At 70.6% G+C, this 17,127-nt stretch carries 18 protein-coding genes and 3 tRNA genes; 13 read left to right on the plus strand and 8 right to left on the minus strand.

What is annotated here, in order from left to right; all coding sequences use genetic code 11:
• Nucleotides 1-126: 126 nt before the first annotated feature.
• The gene (locus tag ABZ822_RS04470) at nt 127-540 is read right to left on the minus strand and encodes a roadblock/LC7 domain-containing protein (protein WP_360847068.1); all 414 of its coding nucleotides are present in this window, start codon (nt 538-540) and stop codon (nt 127-129) included.
• Nucleotides 541-549: 9 nt separating this feature from the next.
• The gene (locus tag ABZ822_RS04475; protein ID WP_360846610.1) at nt 550-4,125 is read right to left on the minus strand and encodes a nitrate- and nitrite sensing domain-containing protein; all 3,576 of its coding nucleotides are present in this window, start codon (nt 4,123-4,125) and stop codon (nt 550-552) included.
• 472 nt (nt 4,126-4,597) lie between these two features.
• Between ABZ822_RS04475 and ABZ822_RS04480 the strand changes: the two genes are divergently transcribed.
• From ABZ822_RS04480 to gltX, 3 genes are all read left to right on the plus strand, one after another.
• Nucleotides 4,598-4,777, plus strand: coding sequence for a hypothetical protein (locus ABZ822_RS04480; protein ID WP_360846612.1), 180 nt, complete (start codon nt 4,598-4,600; stop codon nt 4,775-4,777).
• Between the two features lie 158 nt (nt 4,778-4,935).
• Nucleotides 4,936-5,718: a fumarylacetoacetate hydrolase family protein gene (locus ABZ822_RS04485; protein ID WP_360846614.1), complete on the plus strand. Its 783-nt coding sequence runs from the start codon at nt 4,936-4,938 to the stop codon at nt 5,716-5,718.
• Complete coding sequence (gltX, locus tag ABZ822_RS04490) at nt 5,711-7,186, plus strand: glutamate--tRNA ligase (protein ID WP_360846616.1); 1,476 nt, start codon at nt 5,711-5,713, stop codon at nt 7,184-7,186. Before ABZ822_RS04485 ends, gltX begins: the two co-directional genes overlap by 8 nt.
• Nucleotides 7,187-7,256: 70 nt before the next feature.
• Here gltX and ABZ822_RS04495 read toward each other — a convergent pair whose 3' ends face one another.
• The 3 genes from ABZ822_RS04495 to ABZ822_RS04505 are packed head-to-tail and all read right to left on the minus strand — an operon-like array spanning nt 7,257 to nt 8,459.
• Nucleotides 7,257-7,460 (minus strand): DUF397 domain-containing protein, encoded by a 204-nt coding sequence (locus ABZ822_RS04495; RefSeq protein ID WP_360846618.1) that lies wholly within the window; start codon nt 7,458-7,460, stop codon nt 7,257-7,259.
• A 13-nt stretch (nt 7,461-7,473) separates the two neighbouring features.
• On the minus strand, nt 7,474-7,680 hold the full coding sequence (locus ABZ822_RS04500; protein ID WP_360846620.1) for a DUF397 domain-containing protein: 207 nt from the start codon (nt 7,678-7,680) through the stop codon (nt 7,474-7,476).
• Nucleotides 7,677-8,459, minus strand: coding sequence for a helix-turn-helix transcriptional regulator (locus ABZ822_RS04505; protein WP_360847071.1), 783 nt, complete (start codon nt 8,457-8,459; stop codon nt 7,677-7,679). Before ABZ822_RS04505 ends, ABZ822_RS04500 begins: the two co-directional genes overlap by 4 nt.
• 178 nt (nt 8,460-8,637) lie before the next feature.
• Here ABZ822_RS04505 and ABZ822_RS04510 point away from each other — a divergent pair, with 178 nt between their 5' ends.
• From ABZ822_RS04510 to ABZ822_RS04525, 4 genes are all read left to right on the plus strand, one after another.
• Entirely contained in the window at nt 8,638-9,090 is a 453-nt protein-coding gene (locus ABZ822_RS04510; RefSeq protein ID WP_360846622.1) for an ATP-binding protein, read from the plus strand.
• A gap of 157 nt (nt 9,091-9,247) precedes the next feature.
• Nucleotides 9,248-9,319: transfer RNA gene (locus ABZ822_RS04515), tRNA-Gln, on the plus strand.
• Nucleotides 9,320-9,356: 37 nt separating this feature from the next.
• Nucleotides 9,357-9,429 (plus strand) — tRNA-Glu (locus ABZ822_RS04520).
• A 66-nt stretch (nt 9,430-9,495) separates the two neighbouring features.
• A tRNA-Glu gene (locus tag ABZ822_RS04525) sits at nt 9,496-9,571 on the plus strand.
• A 269-nt stretch (nt 9,572-9,840) separates the two neighbouring features.
• On the opposite strand, the gene ndgR is transcribed toward ABZ822_RS04525, so the two are convergent.
• Nucleotides 9,841-10,557: an IclR family transcriptional regulator NdgR gene (gene ndgR / locus ABZ822_RS04530; protein ID WP_360846624.1), complete on the minus strand. Its 717-nt coding sequence runs from the start codon at nt 10,555-10,557 to the stop codon at nt 9,841-9,843.
• Between the two features lie 172 nt (nt 10,558-10,729).
• Between ndgR and leuC the strand changes: the two genes are divergently transcribed.
• From leuC to ABZ822_RS04550, 4 genes are all read left to right on the plus strand, one after another.
• On the plus strand, nt 10,730-12,154 hold the full coding sequence (gene leuC, locus ABZ822_RS04535; protein ID WP_360846626.1) for a 3-isopropylmalate dehydratase large subunit: 1,425 nt from the start codon (nt 10,730-10,732) through the stop codon (nt 12,152-12,154).
• Nucleotides 12,155-12,159: 5 nt separating this feature from the next.
• Nucleotides 12,160-12,753, plus strand: a complete 594-nt coding sequence (gene leuD, locus ABZ822_RS04540) for a 3-isopropylmalate dehydratase small subunit (RefSeq protein ID WP_360846628.1) — start codon at nt 12,160-12,162, stop codon at nt 12,751-12,753.
• A 115-nt stretch (nt 12,754-12,868) separates the two neighbouring features.
• The gene (locus tag ABZ822_RS04545) at nt 12,869-13,096 is read left to right on the plus strand and encodes a hypothetical protein (RefSeq protein ID WP_360846630.1); all 228 of its coding nucleotides are present in this window, start codon (nt 12,869-12,871) and stop codon (nt 13,094-13,096) included.
• 148 nt (nt 13,097-13,244) lie between these two features.
• Entirely contained in the window at nt 13,245-13,913 is a 669-nt protein-coding gene (locus ABZ822_RS04550; protein WP_360846632.1) for an HU family DNA-binding protein, read from the plus strand.
• Between the two features lie 152 nt (nt 13,914-14,065).
• Here ABZ822_RS04550 and ABZ822_RS04555 read toward each other — a convergent pair whose 3' ends face one another.
• Together ABZ822_RS04555 and cofC are read right to left on the minus strand one after the other, a co-directional pair.
• Entirely contained in the window at nt 14,066-14,269 is a 204-nt protein-coding gene (locus ABZ822_RS04555; protein ID WP_360846635.1) for a hypothetical protein, read from the minus strand.
• Nucleotides 14,270-14,367: 98 nt separating this feature from the next.
• Entirely contained in the window at nt 14,368-15,150 is a 783-nt protein-coding gene (gene cofC, locus ABZ822_RS04560; protein WP_360846637.1) for a 2-phospho-L-lactate guanylyltransferase, read from the minus strand.
• Between the two features lie 150 nt (nt 15,151-15,300).
• Between cofC and ABZ822_RS04565 the strand changes: the two genes are divergently transcribed.
• Nucleotides 15,301-16,116 carry a lysophospholipid acyltransferase family protein gene (locus ABZ822_RS04565; RefSeq protein ID WP_360846639.1) on the plus strand — a complete coding sequence of 272 codons (816 nt, stop codon included), beginning with the start codon at nt 15,301-15,303 and terminating at the stop codon, nt 16,114-16,116.
• Entirely contained in the window at nt 16,113-17,114 is a 1,002-nt protein-coding gene (locus tag ABZ822_RS04570; RefSeq protein WP_360846641.1) for an NAD(P)H-dependent glycerol-3-phosphate dehydrogenase, read from the plus strand. Before ABZ822_RS04565 ends, ABZ822_RS04570 begins: the two co-directional genes overlap by 4 nt.
• The last annotated feature ends 13 nt before the right edge of the window (nt 17,115-17,127 follow it).

Raw genomic sequence — 17,127 nt, forward strand, 5'->3', positions numbered from 1 at the left:
CCGGGCGGGACAACGGTTGTCGTCTCGCGGGGCCGCTGGGAGGTGCGATCGGCCCGACGAGGTCGGTCGGTTGAGCGTACGTCGGACGGGCGTTTCGGTCAGTCGGTTCGGAAAGGTCGGTCGTGTTCAGTTGAGGAGGCTTCCTTGCAGTTCGGCGCGCAGGTCCGGAGTGAGGACGCTGCCCGCGCGGTCGACGAGCAGAGCCATCTCGTAGCCCACGAGACCGATGTCGCAGTCGGGGTGGGCCAGGACGGCCAGGGAGGAACCGTCGGAGACGGACATGATGAAGAGGAAGCCGCGCTCCATCTCCACCACGGTCTGGTTGACCATGCCGCCTTCGAAGATGCGGGAGGCGCCGGATGTCAGTGAGGTCAGGCCCGAGGCCACGGCCGCCAGCTGGTCGGCGCGGTCGCGCGGGAACCCTTCGGACATCGCGAGCAGCAGGCCGTCGGCCGAAACCACCACCGTGTGCGACACCCCGGGGGTGTTGTCCACGAAGTTGGTGATCAACCAGTTCAGGTTCTGCGCCGCCTGGCTCATCGGACTCAACTAACGCTCCTGCTGGTAAGTGGGGCCGAAGCCCTGGTTGTTGCTGTCGTGCCCGTCCGTCCCGGCCTGACGGCCTCGTTGGATGCCCCGCCGGAGGTTGGTCAGCCGGCCGCGCACGTCGTCGGGCGCACGGGAGACCTGCGGTGACGTCGGGTGGGTCTGCTGCTGCGACGCGGTGCCCGCCACGAGGTTGGCGCGCGGCACACGGCGCGGAAGCCCCGAGGTGGTGACACCGCCGGAGGCGGGCTGCCGGACCCGCTCGGCCTGGCGGCCGAGCTCGTCGTTGGGCGAGGAGCGCCAGGCGTCCGAGCCGTTCTGGCCGCGGGCGGGCTCGCGCTGCTCTCGCTGTTCGCGCTGCGGCGGTGCGGACTGCTGCGGCGGCACCGGGGACGCCGGACGGCCCGAGGGCTGCTGCGGCACGGAGCGCGACGGCTGGCCCTGCGTACGGCCCGGGCGTTCGGCCAGCCGGCCGCCACCGCGGAACCAGTCGGACTCCAGGGTGTCGAAGAGCGGCGTACGGCCGTCCCCGCCGCTGGTGGGCGGCCCGTCCAGCTCGGAGGGCGGCAGCGCGAACTGGCCGCTCTCCTGCGGCTGTTGCTGCTGCCGCTGCTGCTGTGGCTCCCGCTGCTGCGGTGCCTCGTCGTAGTCCGGGCGCGGGAACTGCGTCGTCGACTCGACGTCCTCGTGACCGCGCGGGGTGTCGGCGTTGTCGCGGGGGGCCGTGGTCGGCCAGTCGTCGGAACCGGCGGCGCGGCGCGCGCCCCAGCTGGTCCCCGGCTCCTGGGTTCCCGGGCCGCCGGAGCCGCCCGGCAGCTCGGCGGCGGGACCACGCGGCGGCAGCTGGGGCCGCCCGCCCCGGTCGGAGCCGGAGGGACCGCGGCCCGCGGGGCCGCCTGAGGGCGCCCCGCTCGGCGAGGCGACGGTCGGAGTCGAGCCGCGGCCGTCGCTCGCGCCGGGACGCGGCGGAAGAGCGGGGGCACGGCCCTGGTCGTCGGTGCGGCCCGGTCCCGCCGGGGGCATGCCCGTACGGGAGCCGGGGGCGTTACCGGCGGGCGCGGATCCGCCGGGGCGGCCCGGACCGCTGCCGGGACGCCCGGCGGGGGAGAAGGCCCCGCTGTCGCGGGATTGGGCGGTGTCCTCGGTGCCGCCGGGTCGGCCGCCCGGGGCGAAGGCATTGCCGGTACCGGCACCGGCGGTGGGGCGGGAGGGCAGCGGGTTGCCCGTGCGGCCCTGCTGGCCGCCGGATCCCGGGCCACCGGAGCCCGGACCGTTCCCGCCGGGGCCGCCCTGGGCACCGCCCGGGTCGCGGCTCGGCAGCGCGGCACGCGCTCCGCCGCCCGTGACCTGGCTGCGCGGCGTCATGCCCGCGAGACGGCTGGTTCCGGGAGTGGAAGCACCGCCCGAACCGCCCACGGGGGGCGCCGGCTTGCCGGCCGCCTTCGCGCCGCCCTGGGCGACGTCGACGGGCAGCATGACGAGCGCGGTCGTGCCGCCGGAGTCCGAGGGACGGAGCTGGATGCGGATGCCGTGCCGCAGGGACAGGCGGCCGACCACGAAGAGACCCATGCGCCGCGAGACGGAGACGTCCACGGTCGGCGGGCTGGCCAGCCGCTCGTTGATCGCGGCCAGGTCCTCGGGTGAGAGGCCGATGCCGGTGTCATGGATCTCGACGAGCACGCGGCCGTCGGGCAGCGCGTGACCGGTGACCTTGACCTTGGTCTGCGGCGAGGAGAACGACGTCGCGTTCTCCAGCAGCTCGGCGAGCAGGTGCACGAGGTCGTTGACGACGCGTCCGGCGACCTCGGTCGTCGGGACGGCGCTCAGCTCGATCCGCTCGTACTGCTCCACCTCGGATGCCGCGGCGCGGAGGACGTCGACCAGCGGGACCGGGCGGGTCCAGCGGCGGCCGGGCTCCTCGCCCGCGAGGACGAGGAGGTTCTCGCCGTTCCGGCGCATACGGGTCGCGAGGTGGTCCAGCTTGAACAGCGACGAGAGCTGGTCCGGGTCGGCCTCGCGGCTCTCCAGTTCGGAGATCAGCGAGAGCTGACGCTGGATGAGGCCCTGGCTGCGGCGCGAGAGGTTGGTGAACATCGCGTTGACGTTGCCCCGCAGCAGCGCCTGCTCGGCGGCGAGGCGGACCGCCTCGCGGTGCACGTCGTCGAACGCCGCGGCCACGCGGCCGATCTCGTCCCGGCTGTGCACACCGACGGACTTGACGGAGGTGTCCACGTCCTGCGGGTCGGACTCGGAGAGCTGCTTGACCAGTTCGGGCAGGCGCTTCTGCGAGACGTCCTGCGCGGTGTCCTGCAGCCGGCGCAGCGAACGCACCATGGAGCGGGCCACGACGAACGCGCCGACGAGCGAGACACCGAGGACGAGCAGGATGATCGCACCGTTGAGGATGGCTTCCTGCTGGGCCTCGGAGCGCAGCTCGCGCGCCTTCTCCTCCATCTCGGAGAGCAGCGTCTGCTCGATCCGGGACATCTCGTCGATCTTGGTGCTGTCCTGGTCGTACCAGTCCTTGTACGACCGCTTCTCGTTGGAGATCTGGCCGTCGGTCTTCAGCACCCGGGCGGCGTAGGTGTCCGCCAGGATGATCTCGGAGTTGCCGCCGTCCTCCAGGGCCTGCAGCAGCTCCTGGGACGAGGCCTTGCTGCCCCCGTAGACCTGGCTGAACTGAGCGATCGCGGATTCCTCGCTCTGCTGCGCGGACTGGCCGTAGAGCCGGTCGTTGGCGGAGAGCTTCGGCTTCGGCTCGTGGGCCAGACCGGCGGCGATGACCGCGCGCTGGATGGACGCGTACTCCTTGGCCGAGGAGAACGCGGCCAGGGCGCGGGTGGACCGGATCATCTCGCTGTTGCTGGTGGCCTGGGCCATGTCCTGGGACAGCGACAGCAGCGAGGTGATCAGCTCGTTGTAGCTGATCGCCGTCTGTGCGATGTACTCGCTGTCGTCGTAAGCGGTCGCCCGGATCGTCTTGATCTTCTCGAGCTGCTTGAGGATGTTGACGAGCGAGGAGTTGACGCCGACGAGGGCCTCGGAGTTCGAGGCCTCGATGTCCTGGGTCGCCTCGCGGAACGACTGCTTGGCGCGGTCGGTCTTGATGCGCGAGTAGACGACGTCGTCGTTCTTGTCGTCCCCGGTGGCCAGCGGCCCCGCCGAGTGGTCGCGCTCCTCCTGGAGCGCCGACGCCAGTTCGGTGGCCTGCTTGGTCATCTCGGTCAGCAGCTTCATGTTCTCGAGCTGCTGGAGATTGTCCATCGAGGTCTCGATGCGCAGCGCGCCCAGTGACGTCGCGGCGACGACGGGCAGCGTGAGCAGAGACACCAGGCGGGTGCTGATGCGCCAGTTGCGCAGGGCCATGCGCGAGCCGGAGCCCTGCGCGGGCCGCGTCTGCGGCGGTTCGGCGGAGTCGCCGGCGCCGGGCGGACCCGGGCGGGCAGGACTCAGCGTCCCGCTGTTCTCCGGCGTGGAGCCCGCACCCTGGGCACGCTGGGGTGTGGAGCCACGATCGGTTCCACCGCGCGGCTCGGGCTCCGCCGCAGCGCTGTCATCCCTCTTGAAACGTCCCTGCACTAGCGTCGCAACCTCTGGACCAGGCGTCCCGCCGCGTGAGCGGCGGGACGGTGTCGAGTCATTGTGGGGAACGGTGGCCCCGGCGGTCCGTGGAATTCCAGCACAGTGCCGGATCTGCAACAAGACCGGCGGGTGAGAGCGTGACAGACATGACGCTGTGTGCGCGTGAAATCACCGCCTGTGGAAACCGAATTCAGCGATAACGGACTTTTTTCCACCAGTTGAACGGCCCGTTCCGGTGTCCCAGTAGCGGTGATCAGGAGCGGAACGTTCCCTTCAGTGAGTATTGTCCGTTTCCGGGCGCTGTGAGTCGCGACCGGAATGGGCGAATTGCCTGGGTGTCGGTGACCAAAATCACATGAGGATCAAGGGAGTTGAGGCTTCCCGGTGCGAGCGCGTGGGAATGGCGCGTCTAGCCTGTCGCTTGACAAAGACAGGCCTTTCGACAAGCGACCCCACGAGGCAGACACCGGTGAAGACCACGATGCTGTTCCGCAACATAGCCAACCCGCGCCGCACCACCCTCGCGCACCTCGAGGATGCCGAGGATCTGCGGTTCGAAGGCGCCGTCACGGCGGAGCACAGCGCCGACCTGCCCGAGCAGACCGCGAACCCGCGGCGCACCGTCCTGATGGACGTCCCCGAGGTCTGATCCGTTCCGCGCGCCGGCCGGCGCTCCGCGAGCGCCCGCCGGAGGTTGTGCGAGCGCCGGCCAGTACGTTCCGCGAGCGCCCGCGAAGCTGCGTCACACCCCCGCGATAGCCTGGAGTGTCAGTCTCCAGCAGTGATCCAGAGGGGCAGCGGCTTCGCGTGCGCATCGCCAGGTTCTCCATCGACGGCAACGTCGCCTTCGGCGTGGTGGAAGGAGATCCCTCCTCCAAGGAGGGACCCGTCCTCGACATCATCAAGGGTCATCCCTTCGCCGAATTCGAGCGCTCGGGCCAGAAGGTTCCCATCGGCAAGGTCCGGCTGCTGCCGCCCGTGCTGCCCAGCAAGGTCGTCGCGATCGGCCGCAACTACGCCGAGCACGCCGCCGAGCTGGGCCATGAGGTGCCCGAGGTCCCGGTCGCCTTCTTCAAGCCGTCCACCGCCGTGACCGGCCCGGGCGACCCCATCGCGTACCCGGCCTTCTCCGGTGAGGTGCACCACGAGGCCGAGCTGGCCGTCGTCATCGGCCGTATGTGCCGCGAGGTGCCGCGGGAGCGCGTGAAGGACGTCGTCCTCGGCTACACCTGCGCCAACGACGTCACAGCACGGGACGTCCAGCGGCGCGAGTCGCAGTGGGCCCGCGCCAAGGGCTTCGACGGCTCCTGCCCGCTCGGCCCCTGGGTGGAGACCGAACTCGACCCCGCCGACCTGGGGATCATGTGCACCGTCAACGGCGAGCAACGTCAGCTCGGCCGTACGAGCGACATGGTCCACTCCGTCGCGGACCTGATCGTGCACATCACCGAGGCGATGACGCTGCTCCCCGGCGACGTCGTCCTCACGGGCACCCCGGCAGGGGTCGGCCCGCTCACCGTCGGCGACGAGGTCGCCGTCACCATCGAAGGCATCGGCACTCTCACCAACAAGGTGATCAAGCGTGGCTAGCGCACCCGTACGCGTACGTTTCTGTCCGTCGCCGACCGGCAACCCCCACGTGGGCCTGGTCCGCACCGCCCTCTTCAACTGGGCCTTCGCGCGCCACCACGGCGGCACCCTGGTCTTCCGCATCGAGGACACCGACGCGGCCCGCGACTCCGAGGAGTCCTACGAGGCGCTGCTCGACTCCATGCGCTGGCTGGGCTTCGACTGGGACGAAGGCCCCGAGGTCGGCGGCCCCCACGAGCCGTACCGCCAGTCGCAGCGCATGGACCTCTACGCCGACGTCGCCCGCCGGCTGCGGGAGCGCGGTTTCGCCTACCCCTGCTACTGCACCACCGAGGAGCTGGAGCAGCGCCGCGAGGCCGCCCGCGCCGCGGGCAGGCCGTCGGGCTACGACGGGCAGTGCCGCACGCTGACGGCCGAGCAGATCGAGGCGTACGAGCGCGAGGACCGCACGCCGATCATCCGCTTCCGGATGCCCGACGAGCCGATCACCTTCACCGACCTGGTGCGCGGCGAGCTGACCTTCAGCCCGGAGAACGTGCCGGACTTCGGCATCGTCCGCGCCAACGGCGCCCCGCTCTACACCCTCGTCAACCCCGTCGACGACGCGCTCATGGAGATCACGCATGTGCTGCGCGGCGAGGACCTGCTGTCCTCCACCCCGCGGCAGATCGCGCTCTACGCCGCGCTCGCCGAGATCGGCGTCGGCAACGGCACCACCCCGCAGTTCGGCCACCTGCCGTACGTGATGGGCGAGGGCAACAAGAAGCTCTCCAAGCGCGACCCGCAGGCCAACCTCAACCTCTACCGCGAGCGCGGCTTCCTGCCCGCGGGACTCCTCAACTACCTGTCCCTGCTGGGCTGGTCGCTCTCGGCCGACCGTGACGTCTTCACCATGGACGAGATGGTCGCCGCCTTCGACATCGACGGCGTCAACGCCAACCCGGCGCGCTTCGACCTGAAGAAGGCCGAGGCGATCAACGCCGACCACGTCCGCCTCATGGACGTGAAGGACTTCATCGCCGCCTGCGAGCCGTGGCTGCGCGCGCCGCACGCGCCGTGGGCGCCCGAGGCGTTCGACGCCCAGGCCTTCGCCGCGCTCGCGCCGCTCGCCCAGACGCGCCTCACCGTCCTCTCCGACATCACGGCCAACGTCGACTTCCTCTTCCTGGACGAGCCCGTCGAGGACGAGGCGTCCTGGCAGAAGGCCATGAAGCCGGGCGCGGACGCCTTGCTGAAGACCGCCCGCGAGAAGCTCGCGGCCGCCGACTGGAACGCCGACGCGCTGAAGGAGGCCGTCATCGCCGCCGGAGAGGAGCACGGCCTCAAGCTCGGCAAGGCCCAGGCCCCGGTCCGCGTCGCGGTCACCGGCCGTACGGTCGGCCTCCCGCTCTTCGAGTCCCTGGAGGTCCTCGGCCGCGACCGCACCCTGGCCCGCGTGGACGCGGCCCTGGCGAAGATCTCGGCGTAACGGCCGTACGCACGGCGGAAGGGCTCGGAAGCGCGCTGCTTCCGGGCCCTTCGTGCGTCAACTCCCGCCTCTAACCGGCGTGCCGCCGTGCGAAGTCGACGAAGTCGGCCCATGCGTCAGGTGTGAAGGTGAGGTCGCGTCCGGTGGGGTTCTTGGAGTCCCGTACGTGGACGGCGTCAGGGGTGGCGGCGACCTCCACGCATTCGCCGCCGGCGGACCCGCTGTAGCTGCTCTTCACCCAAGTCCGGTGATGTGTGTGCTGCTCCGATGCCATGCCGCCTCCGGACCTAGCGATGGGAACGTCGTGCGAAGTCGACGAAGTCGGCCCACTCCTCGGATGTGAAGGTGAGCGTGCCCATGGTGGGGTTCTTGGAGTCCCGTACATGCACGGCGCAGGCGGTGGCGGCGACCTCGATGCACTCGCCGCCTTCGGCTCCGCTGTGGCTGCTCTTCAGCCAGGTGAGCTGACCAGTCTCGGACTGCTTCATCATCATGCTTCTCCCAGCAACTTCTCGATGCGCAGCAGGGATTCCTGCGGGCTCAGCGCCTGTGCCCGGATGATTCCATACCGCAGAGCAAGCACACGGACCCTCTCCCGTTCGGAGATGAGCCTCCCGTGACCCTGGCTCTCCAGATAGGCCACCTGGTCACCGTTCATAGGCGTCATCAGTGTGAATGGCCCATCCACACCGGCATTGTCGGTGACGTCCAACGGCATGACCTGGATCTCCACATCCGGGTTCTGTCCGGTGAGATGAAGCTGTTCGAGTTGGCCTCTCCGGACGTGGGGCCCGCCGAACTGCCGTAGGAGCACGATCTCTTCGAGGACGAAGCTGAGCGTGGGCGCTGGTTTGCGACCGAAGATGGCCTGCCTGGCAAGCCGCGCCGTGACCTGACGTTCAACGGCGCTCTTGTCCCAGCGTGGGCGTCCCATCGCGAACACGGCCCGCGCATACTCCTCCGTCTGCAACAGCCCCGGCACGACGTGCGTCGCGTACGCGTGGAACTCGATCGCCTCTTCCTCCACTCGCGCCGCGTCGCGGAAGAACGCCGGGTAACGCGCGCGGGCCACCTGCTGCTTCATGGCGAGCAGGACACCGCCCGCGCCCAGGAGATCGTCCGCCTTCTCGATCAGCTCCGGGCGGGGGATGCGGCGGCCCTGTTCCACGGCTGCGATCTGGGCCTCCCCGTATCCGAGGTGCCCGGCAAGTTCCGCCTGGGTGAGCCCTGCCCGCTCCCGGAACAGCTTGATCTGCCGCCCGAACGACCGCATGAACTCGCCGCTCGGATCCTCGCGGCCCGATGCCGTATCCCGCTTCGGCTCCGTCACCGTGTGCCCTCCGCCCGCTTCCCCGCACGACCCCGACAGACGGGGAACCGACCCCGACAGTCACGCTCCGTACGCATGCCGTTGCTGGTCAGGCTAGGGGCGCCTCGGCACGCTCGTACGCATGACGACCGAAATTCCCTCGTCCTCGGCCACAGGCCAACCGGCCCCGCCCGCCCCTGAGTTCACGATGCGTTTCACCTCCACGCCGCGCGGGGCCCGCCTGGCCCGGCGGCTGGCGTCGCAGCGGCTGGAGAGCTGGGGGCACCCGTACGGGACGCGGGTGAACGACGAGGCGACCCTGATCGTGGCCGAGCTGGCGGGGAACGCGGTGCGGCACGGTCATGTACCCGGCCGCGACTTCCGCCTCCGGCTCGAGCTGCGCCGCGCGTGCCTCCGCGTCGAGGTCACGGACACCCGGGCCGAACGTCTGCCGCCACGAGCCGTGGCCGAGCCACCGCCGTCGGCGGAGTCGGGCCGGGGGCTGTGGCTGGTCTCCCAACTCGCGCTGCGCTGGGGGATCGCCACCCGTGCGGACGGGCCCGGCAAGACGGTGTGGGCCGAGGTCGGGACCTGAACGGAGCCCTGCCGGCGGCACGGCTCAGCCCGCCCGATACCCGTTTTGGAGCGTGGTCTTCGATCGGGTAATGTTCTTCCTGCGCCGCCGAGCGGGCCGAAAGGCCGACCGGGAAAGCGCAAGCCGGACAAAACCCCCTCAGGGGGTTGCGTTTTGGTGGGGTATGGTGTAATTGGCAGCACGAGTGATTCTGGTTCACTTAGTCTAGGTTCGAGTCCTGGTACCCCAGCAAGAGTTCACTTCGGTGACTCTTGGAGCAGTGCCTAGCCCCCGTTGTGTAGCGGCCTAGCACGCCGCCCTCTCAAGGCGGTAGCGCCGGTTCGAATCCGGTCGGGGGTACAGATCCTGCCTTCCGCCACCATCCGGGTCGCTCCCGGAGGCGGCGACGAGTCAAGGATCGCCAGGGCCCCCGTTGTGTAGCGGCCTAGCACGCCGCCCTCTCAAGGCGGTAGCGCCGGTTCGAATCCGGTCGGGGGTACCAACGAAAGCCCCTCCTCACGGAGGGGCTTTTCGCATGTCTGCACGCCGCCCATCCCGAACTCCTCGTTCCGCCGGCCCGCGCGAGACGTTGCATGAAGCGCGGCCGCGCGTCCGTCGACGTCAACCCGCCGTCGTCAAGGCCGAGTGCGAACACCCGGAGACCGAACCGGCGGGACGGCGTCCCGGTGACCGTTCAGCGGGACGGCCGAGCGCGGCCGGGCCCGCCGCGCAGGGACGAGCCCCGGAGGTCCGCGGCGGGTGGCCCGAGGCTCAGCCGCTGCGGCGCAGCGCCTCGCTCAGCCGGCCGGCCGCGTCGACGACCGCCTGGGCATGCATCCGCCCCGGGTGGCGCGTCAGCCGCTCGATCGGCCCGGAGACCGAGACGGAGGCGACCACGCGGTTGGACGGGCCCCGCACCGGAGCGGAGACCGAGGCCACGCCCGGCTCGCGTTCGCCGATGGACTGGGCCCAGCCCCGGCGCCGTACCCCGGAGAGCGCGGTGGCCGTGAAGCGGGCACCCTGCAGGCCGCGGTGCAGCCGCTCGGGCTCCTCCCAGGCCATGAGGATCTGTGCCGCGGAGCCCGCCTTCATGGGCAGCGTGGAGCCGACGGGCACGGTGTCCCGCAGTCCGGACAGCCGCTCCGCCGCGGCCACGCAGATCCGCATGTCGCCCTGGCGCCGGTAGAGCTGCGCGCTCTCCCCGGTCACGTCGCGCAGATGCGTGAGCACCGGCCCGGCCGTGGCCAGCAGCCGGTCCTCGCCGGCCGCCGCGGCCAGCTCCGCCAGCCGCGGTCCCAGGATGAAGCGGCCCTGCATGTCGCGCGCCACCATCCGGTGGTGCTCCAGGGCGACCGCGAGCCGGTGTGCCGTGGGGCGGGCGAGACCGGTCGCGGCGACGAGCCCGGCCAGGGTGGCCGGACCGGATTCGAGGGCGCCGAGAACCAGCGCTGCCTTGTCGAGAACACCGACGCCGCTAGAGTTGTCCATGAAACGATATTCGCGTCTCACTCTGTGAAACGCAAGTTCAATTTCCTGCGGAACCCGTCACTCTGGTTGAGGCGGGCGCAGACCACGGCCCGCAGGCGCCGCCCGGCACGGGGGCGGGCGACGCCCAGGGAATCGAGCAGGGCCGGCGGACCGGCCGGCCGGAGGGAAAGCGATGGCACGGACACTCGCGGAAAAGGTCTGGGACGACCATGTCGTCCGGCGCGCGGAGGGCGAGCCCGACCTTCTCTTCATCGACCTGCACCTGCTGCACGAGGTGACCAGCCCGCAGGCGTTCGACGGCCTGCGCCAGAACGGTCGGCAGGTCCGGCGCACCGATCTCACCATCGCCACCGAGGACCACAACACCCCCACCCTCGACATCGACAAGCCGATCGCCGACCCCGTCTCGCGTACCCAGCTGGAGACGCTGCGCAAGAACTGCGCGGAGTTCGGCGTCCGGCTGCACCCGCTGGGCGATGTCGAGCAGGGCGTTGTCCACGTTGTGGGACCGCAGCTCGGACTCACCCAGCCCGGCACGACCGTGGTCTGCGGCGACAGCCACACCTCCACCCACGGCGCGTTCGGCGCGCTCGCCTTCGGTATCGGCACCAGCCAGGTCGAGCACGTGCTGGCCACGCAGACGCTGCCGATGGCGCCGTTCAGGACGATGGCGATCACGGTCGAGGGCGAGCTGCCCGAGAGCGTCACCGCAAAGGACCTGATCCTGGCGATCATCGCGCGCATCGGCACCGGCGGCGGCCAGGGCTACGTCATCGAGTACCGCGGTTCCGCCATCGAGAAGCTGTCGATGGAAGCGCGGATGACCATCTGCAACATGTCGATCGAGGCCGGCGCCCGCGCAGGCATGATCGCTCCGGACGAGACGACGTTCGCTTACATCAAGGACCGCGATCACGCACCCCGGGACGCGGACTGGGACGCCGCCGTCGCGTACTGGAGGACGCTGCGCACCGACGAGGACGCGGTCTTCGACCACGAGGTCGTCATCGACGCATCGGCGCTCGCGCCGTTCGTCACCTGGGGCACCAACCCGGGCCAGGGCGCGCCGCTCTCCGAGTCGGTACCCGACCCCGCCTCGTACACCGACGCGTCCGAGCGTCACGCTGCCGAAAAGGCCCTGGAATACATGGGTTTGACGGCGGGTCAGCCATTGCGCGAGGTCACCGTCGACACCGTCTTCGTGGGCTCCTGCACCAACGGCCGCATCGAGGACCTGCGCTCGGCCGCGGCGCTTCTCGAGGGGCGCCGGATCGCCGACGGCGTCCGCATGTTGGTCGTCCCCGGGTCCGTACGCGTCGCCCTCCAGGCCGTCGAAGAAGGCCTGGACAAGGTTTTCACCGCCGCGGGGGCCGAATGGAGGCACGCGGGCTGCTCGATGTGTCTGGGCATGAACCCCGATCAGCTGAAGCCCGGTGAGCGCGCCGCGTCCACCTCCAACCGCAACTTCGAGGGGAGGCAGGGCAAGGGCGGCCGTACGCACCTGGTCTCGCCGCAGGTGGCCGCCGCCACCGCGGTTCTGGGGCATCTCGCCTCCCCGGCCGACCTCGCCGACGCCCCGACCCTCGTGGAGGCCTGAGAACGATGGAAGCTTTCACCACGCACACCGGCCGGGCCGTCCCGCTGCGCCGCAGCAACGTCGACACCGACCAGATCATCCCCGCACACTGGCTGAAGAAGGTCACGCGCGACGGTTTCGAGGACGGGCTCTTCGAGGCCTGGCGCAAGGACCCGGAGTTCGTGCTGGAGCGGCCCGAGCACCAGGGCGCGACCGTTCTGGTCGCCGGATCCGACTTCGGTACCGGATCCTCGCGCGAACACGCCGTGTGGGCGCTGCAGAACTACGGTTTCAAGGCCGTGATCTCGTCCCGTTTCGCCGACATCTTCCGCGGCAACTCGCTCAAGAACGGCCTGCTCACGGTCGTGCTGCCGCAGGAGACCGTGGATCGCCTGTGGGCGCTGAGCGAGGCGGATCCGTCCGCCGAGATCACCGTGGACCTCGTCGCCCGGGAAGTCCGAGCCGACGGCATCACCGCCGAGTTCGAGCTCGACGAGAACGCCCGCTGGCGGCTTCTGGAAGGTCTGGACGACATCAGCCTCACTCTCAAGAACGAAGCGGACATCGCGAAGTACGAGGCGGGCCGCCCGTCGTTCAAGCCGCGGACTCTAGAGGTCTGATCAGCACGGTTGTCCTTCTGCGCCCCCAGCCGACCGGTTGGGGGCGCAGGTGCGTCGAGGGGCTCTGTTGACATCCCGCGAAGCGACAACTCGCCCCAGGTGGCACAATCGGTGCATGGACCGCGAAAGCCAACTCGAGCTACACCGGCTCGTCGCGGACCGGCTCAAGGAGGCGCACAGCAGGGTGCGCTCGCTGCAAGTCCCGGAGGGCGTGCGTATGGCACTGTCCCGGAAGCTGCTGGTCATCACTGGTGCGTCCAAGCACGATCTCGCCAACGCGGCAAGGCGGCTGGACCGCTTCATGAAGGACCTCGACGAGGGCCGCTATCCCGAAGGCGGCTGATGCCGCCACCGAACCGGGCGTGACAGTCGAGTCGGTTGCGGCACAAGGGTGATTAGCCCGTTTCGTGTTTGATTTGCGGTATATATCTGCCTAACGTGCGAAAAGGCTTGAACAGTTTCGTTCCGGCAATGTCTCCGAAGGGGAAGACGTGAACAAGGCGCAGCTCGTAGAAGCGATTGCCGACAAGATGGGCGGCAGGCAGCAAGCCGCCGAGGCTGTCGACGCGGTACTGGACGCGATCGTGCGTGCAGTTGTCTCCGGGGAACGGGTTTCCGTCACCGGTTTCGGTTCGTTCGAGAAGGTCGACCGCCCGGCGCGGTACGCCCGCAACCCGCAGACCGGCGAGCGCGTCCGGGTCAAGAAGACCTCGGTGCCCCGCTTCCGCGCGGGTCAGGGCTTCAAGGACCTGGTGGCGGGCTCCAAGCGGCTGCCGCGCGGCGGCGAGGTCTCCGTCAAGAAGGCGCCCAAGGGCAGCCTCCAGGCCGGCGGTGCCACCAAGAAGGCCGCCGCGAAGAAGACCACCGCCAAGAAGACGGCGGCGGCCAAGAAGGCGGCTGCGAAGCGGACGTCGGCGGCGAAGAAGGCCGCGAAGAAGGCCGTGAAGAAGACCACCGCCAAGAAGACGGCGGCGAAGAAGACCACCGCCAAGAAGACGGCGGCGAAGAAGACCACGGCCAAGAAGACGGCGGCGAAGAAGACCGCGGCGAAGAAGGCCACCGCCAAGAAGGCGCCCGCGAAGAAGGCCACCGCCAAGAAGGCGCCGGGCCGCCGGACCGGAGCCCGCAAGACCACCGCCAAGAGGGCGGCGGCGAGGTAAGCACCCTCCTCCCTCCCCAACGCGCCGGGCCGGACTCCCCTCAGGGAGCCCGGCCCGCGGTGTTGTCCGGGGCGGACGGCCGGTGCCACGGCTCGGCGCTCGCACGGCCCCCGCACAGGGCCTGAGCGGGCCTGGGTGGCCGTGAACCGGCGTCAGAGCGTCTGGAGCGTCACCAGAGCGATCCGGCGGTCCCCGCCGTCGCCGTCCACCTCGATCCGCACCCGCTGACCGGGCCGCAGCAGCCGCAGGCCGCCCGCGTCGAACGCCGCCGCGTCGAAGGGCAGGGGAGTCCCGTCGTCGAGCAGCACGCTGCCGCTGCGGGTCTCGGAGTCGTAGGTGAACGCGGTCGCCTGCATGCGGCTCAGCCTAGTCCGGGCCCGGTCGGCGACCGCCCGCCGCCCCCGCGCTCCCGCATCCCGGCCGGCCCCGGTCATGGGCGCGGCCACGGAGCCCGTCAGGCGCCGTCCGCCGCCCCGCCACGGGCCTGTGAACCGGCGGTGGAGCGGGACGACGGCTCCCCGGCTCCGGGTTCCGTACGGGAGCCCTCGCCCGTCCCGACGCCGCCGCCCGTGCCCGGAGCGCAGGGCGCCGTCGCGCACATCCGGGCCGTGTACGGGCCCACGCCCAGCCCCAGAGCGGCGTGCAGGTCCTCGCCGGTGTCCACGTCGCGGCGCACCGAGTCGACGCCCTCCAGCACGATCTCCAGAGCTCCGGAGGCCCTGTGCCGCTCCCGCGAGGCCCCGCCGAAAGCCGGGGCCAGATCCACTTCCGGAGCCGCCGTGAGAAGCGTTGTGCCGATTTCCGCCGCATCCGCCAGAAAAGCCCGCGGAAAAGTCCCGGCAATCGCCAGAACGCGCGTCAGCTCATCCGGCCGGAGCGCCGGAAGGTCCGCGTTGAGGACCGCGATACGGGCCCGCGGAACGGCATCGCGCACCGTGCGGGCGCCGTGCGTCAGCGCCGCGTTCAGCCCCGCGCCGGGGGCGTCCGGCACCGCGCGGGCACCCAGTGCCGTCATCTCCGCGGCCGCCAGCCGGTCGTCCGTGACCACGACGACCTCCCGTACCGCCGGACACCCGAGGGCGGCGGCCACGGTGTCCTGCGCGAACGCCAGGGCGAGACCGGGCCGCAGGCCGTTGCCCGCCGCCTCGGCGAGCCTGCTCTTGGCCAGGGACAGCGGTTTGAGCGGCACCACCAGGGACCACCCGGCAACCGGCACGGCTTCTCCGACTCTTCGCATCGCGTCCCATTCTGGCCTGCCCTCCCGGCGGCCCTCGCAGCCGACCGGAAGGCACGGGGTTACGGTGTTCTCGACAGACCGGGACCCTGGGGCGACACTTGTGCGGCTGTCGGTCCGCAGCTCAGCAGGTCCCACAAGGAGGGTGTCCGAGTGTCCCGCCGCAGAATCGGCTTCTGGTACCGCTTGGCCGCGGTCATCGCAAAACCGCCGCTGGTGGTGCTGTTCAAGCGGGACTGGCGTGGAGTGGAGCACATTCCGGCCGAGGGCGGATTCATAACGGCGGTGAACCACAACTCGTATCTGGACCCGCTGTCGTATGCGCACTTCCAGTACAACACCGGTCGCGTCCCGCGATTCCTCGCCAAGGCAGGGCTCTTCAAAGCACCCTTCGTCGGCACCATGCTCCGCGGCACCGGCCAGATCCCCGTCTACCGCGAGTCCACCGACGCCATAGACGCCTTCCGCGCCGCCGTGAACGCCATCGAGCGCGGCGAATGCGTCGCCTTCTACCCCGAGGGCACCCTCACCCGCGATCCCGACCACTGGCCGATGCAGGGTAAGACGGGGGCCGCCCGCGTCGCGCTGCTCACCAAGGCGCCGGTCATCCCCGTCGCGCAGTGGGGCGCCAACCACGCGATGCCGCCCTACGCCAGGGACCGGAAGCTCCGCCTCTTCCCGCGCAAGACGCTGCTGGTGAAGGCCGGTCCGCCGGTGGACCTCTCCGCCTACTACGGGATGGAGCCGACCTCCGACGTCCTGCGCGCCGTCACCGACACGATCATGGCGGCCGTCACGGAACTCCTCGCCGAACTGCGCGAGGAGCCCGTGCCCCTCGAGCCGTACGACCACCGCCAGGCGAGAGCCGAGCAGCGCAGACGCGCGGAGCGGCGGGCGCAGCGCGGGATCGTCGAGGAACAGAGGGCCGAGCAGCAGAAGAAGGTCCAGGAGCAGGGGGAGACCACGTGACGCGCTGCGCCGTCTTCGGCACCGGATCCTGGGGCACGGCCTTCGCGATGGTGCTCGCCGACGCCGGCTGCGAGGTGACCCTGTGGGGCCGCCGCCCGGAGGTCGCCGAAGCCATCAACACCGGCCACACGAACCCCGACTACCTTCCCGGGACCGAACTCCCCACGTCCGTCACGGCGACGACCGACCCCGCGGAGGCCGCCCGCGGCGCGGAGTTCACCATCCTCACCATCCCCTCCCAGACGCTGCGCGGCAACCTCGCCGAGTGGGCGCCGCTGCTGCCCGCGAACACCGTGCTCGTCAGCCTGATGAAGGGCGTGGAGCTGGGCACGGCCAAGCGCATGAGCGAGGTCGTCGAAGAGGTCGCCAAGGTGCCGGCGGAGCGCGTCGCGGTGCTCACCGGGCCCAACCTCGCCCGCGAGGTCGCCGCCCGGCAGCCCGCCGCCGCTGTGGTCGCCTGCGCCGACGAAGCGGTGGCCCAGCGTCTCCAGGCCGCCTGCCACACGCCGTACTTCCGGCCGTACACCAACACCGATGTCGTCGGCTGCGAGCTGGGCGGTGCCGTGAAGAACGTCATCGCGCTCGCCGTGGGCATCGCCGACGGCATGGGGCTCGGCGACAACGCCAAGGCGTCCCTCATCACCCGCGGCCTGGCCGAGACCACCCGCCTGGGACTGGCCATGGGCGCCGACGCCCGCACCTTCGCGGGTCTCGCGGGCATGGGCGACCTCGTCGCCACCTGCTCCTCGCCGCTGTCCCGCAACAACACCTTCGGCACCAACCTCGGCCGCGGCATGACGGTGGAGGAGACCATCGCGGTCACCAAGCAGACCGCCGAGGGCGTCAAGTCCTGCGAGTCCGTGCTCGATCTGGCCCGGCGCCACGGCGTCGACATGCCCATCACGGAGACGGTCGTCGGCATCGTGCACGAGGGAAAGCAGCCGCTCGTGGCGCTGAAGGAGTTGATGTCGCGCAGCGCCAAGGCCGAGCGGCACTGACGTGGCCCGAACT

The sequence above is a fragment of the Streptomyces sp. NPDC047108 genome (genome assembly GCF_040643575.1).
In the GTDB taxonomy this organism is placed as follows: domain Bacteria; phylum Actinomycetota; class Actinomycetes; order Streptomycetales; family Streptomycetaceae; genus Streptomyces.

Coding starts and splice junctions, on each gene's coding strand:
- ABZ822_RS04470 (WP_360847068.1), bottom strand. CDS start 540: ATGAGCCAGGCGGCGCAGAACCTGAACTGGTTGATCACCAACTTCGTG.
- ABZ822_RS04495 (WP_360846618.1), bottom strand. CDS start 7,460: ATGGCATCGGAGCAGCACACACATCACCGGACTTGGGTGAAGAGCAGC.
- ABZ822_RS04500 (WP_360846620.1), bottom strand. CDS start 7,680: ATGATGATGAAGCAGTCCGAGACTGGTCAGCTCACCTGGCTGAAGAGC.
- ABZ822_RS04505 (WP_360847071.1), bottom strand. CDS start 8,459: ATGCGGTCGTTCGGGCGGCAGATCAAGCTGTTCCGGGAGCGGGCAGGG.
- ABZ822_RS04510 (WP_360846622.1), top strand. CDS start 8,638: ATGACGACCGAAATTCCCTCGTCCTCGGCCACAGGCCAACCGGCCCCG.
- ndgR (WP_360846624.1), bottom strand. CDS start 10,557: ATGGACAACTCTAGCGGCGTCGGTGTTCTCGACAAGGCAGCGCTGGTT.
- leuC (WP_360846626.1), top strand. CDS start 10,730: ATGGCACGGACACTCGCGGAAAAGGTCTGGGACGACCATGTCGTCCGG.
- leuD (WP_360846628.1), top strand. CDS start 12,160: ATGGAAGCTTTCACCACGCACACCGGCCGGGCCGTCCCGCTGCGCCGC.
- ABZ822_RS04545 (WP_360846630.1), top strand. CDS start 12,869: ATGGACCGCGAAAGCCAACTCGAGCTACACCGGCTCGTCGCGGACCGG.
- ABZ822_RS04555 (WP_360846635.1), bottom strand. CDS start 14,269: ATGCAGGCGACCGCGTTCACCTACGACTCCGAGACCCGCAGCGGCAGC.
- cofC (WP_360846637.1), bottom strand. CDS start 15,150: ATGCGAAGAGTCGGAGAAGCCGTGCCGGTTGCCGGGTGGTCCCTGGTG.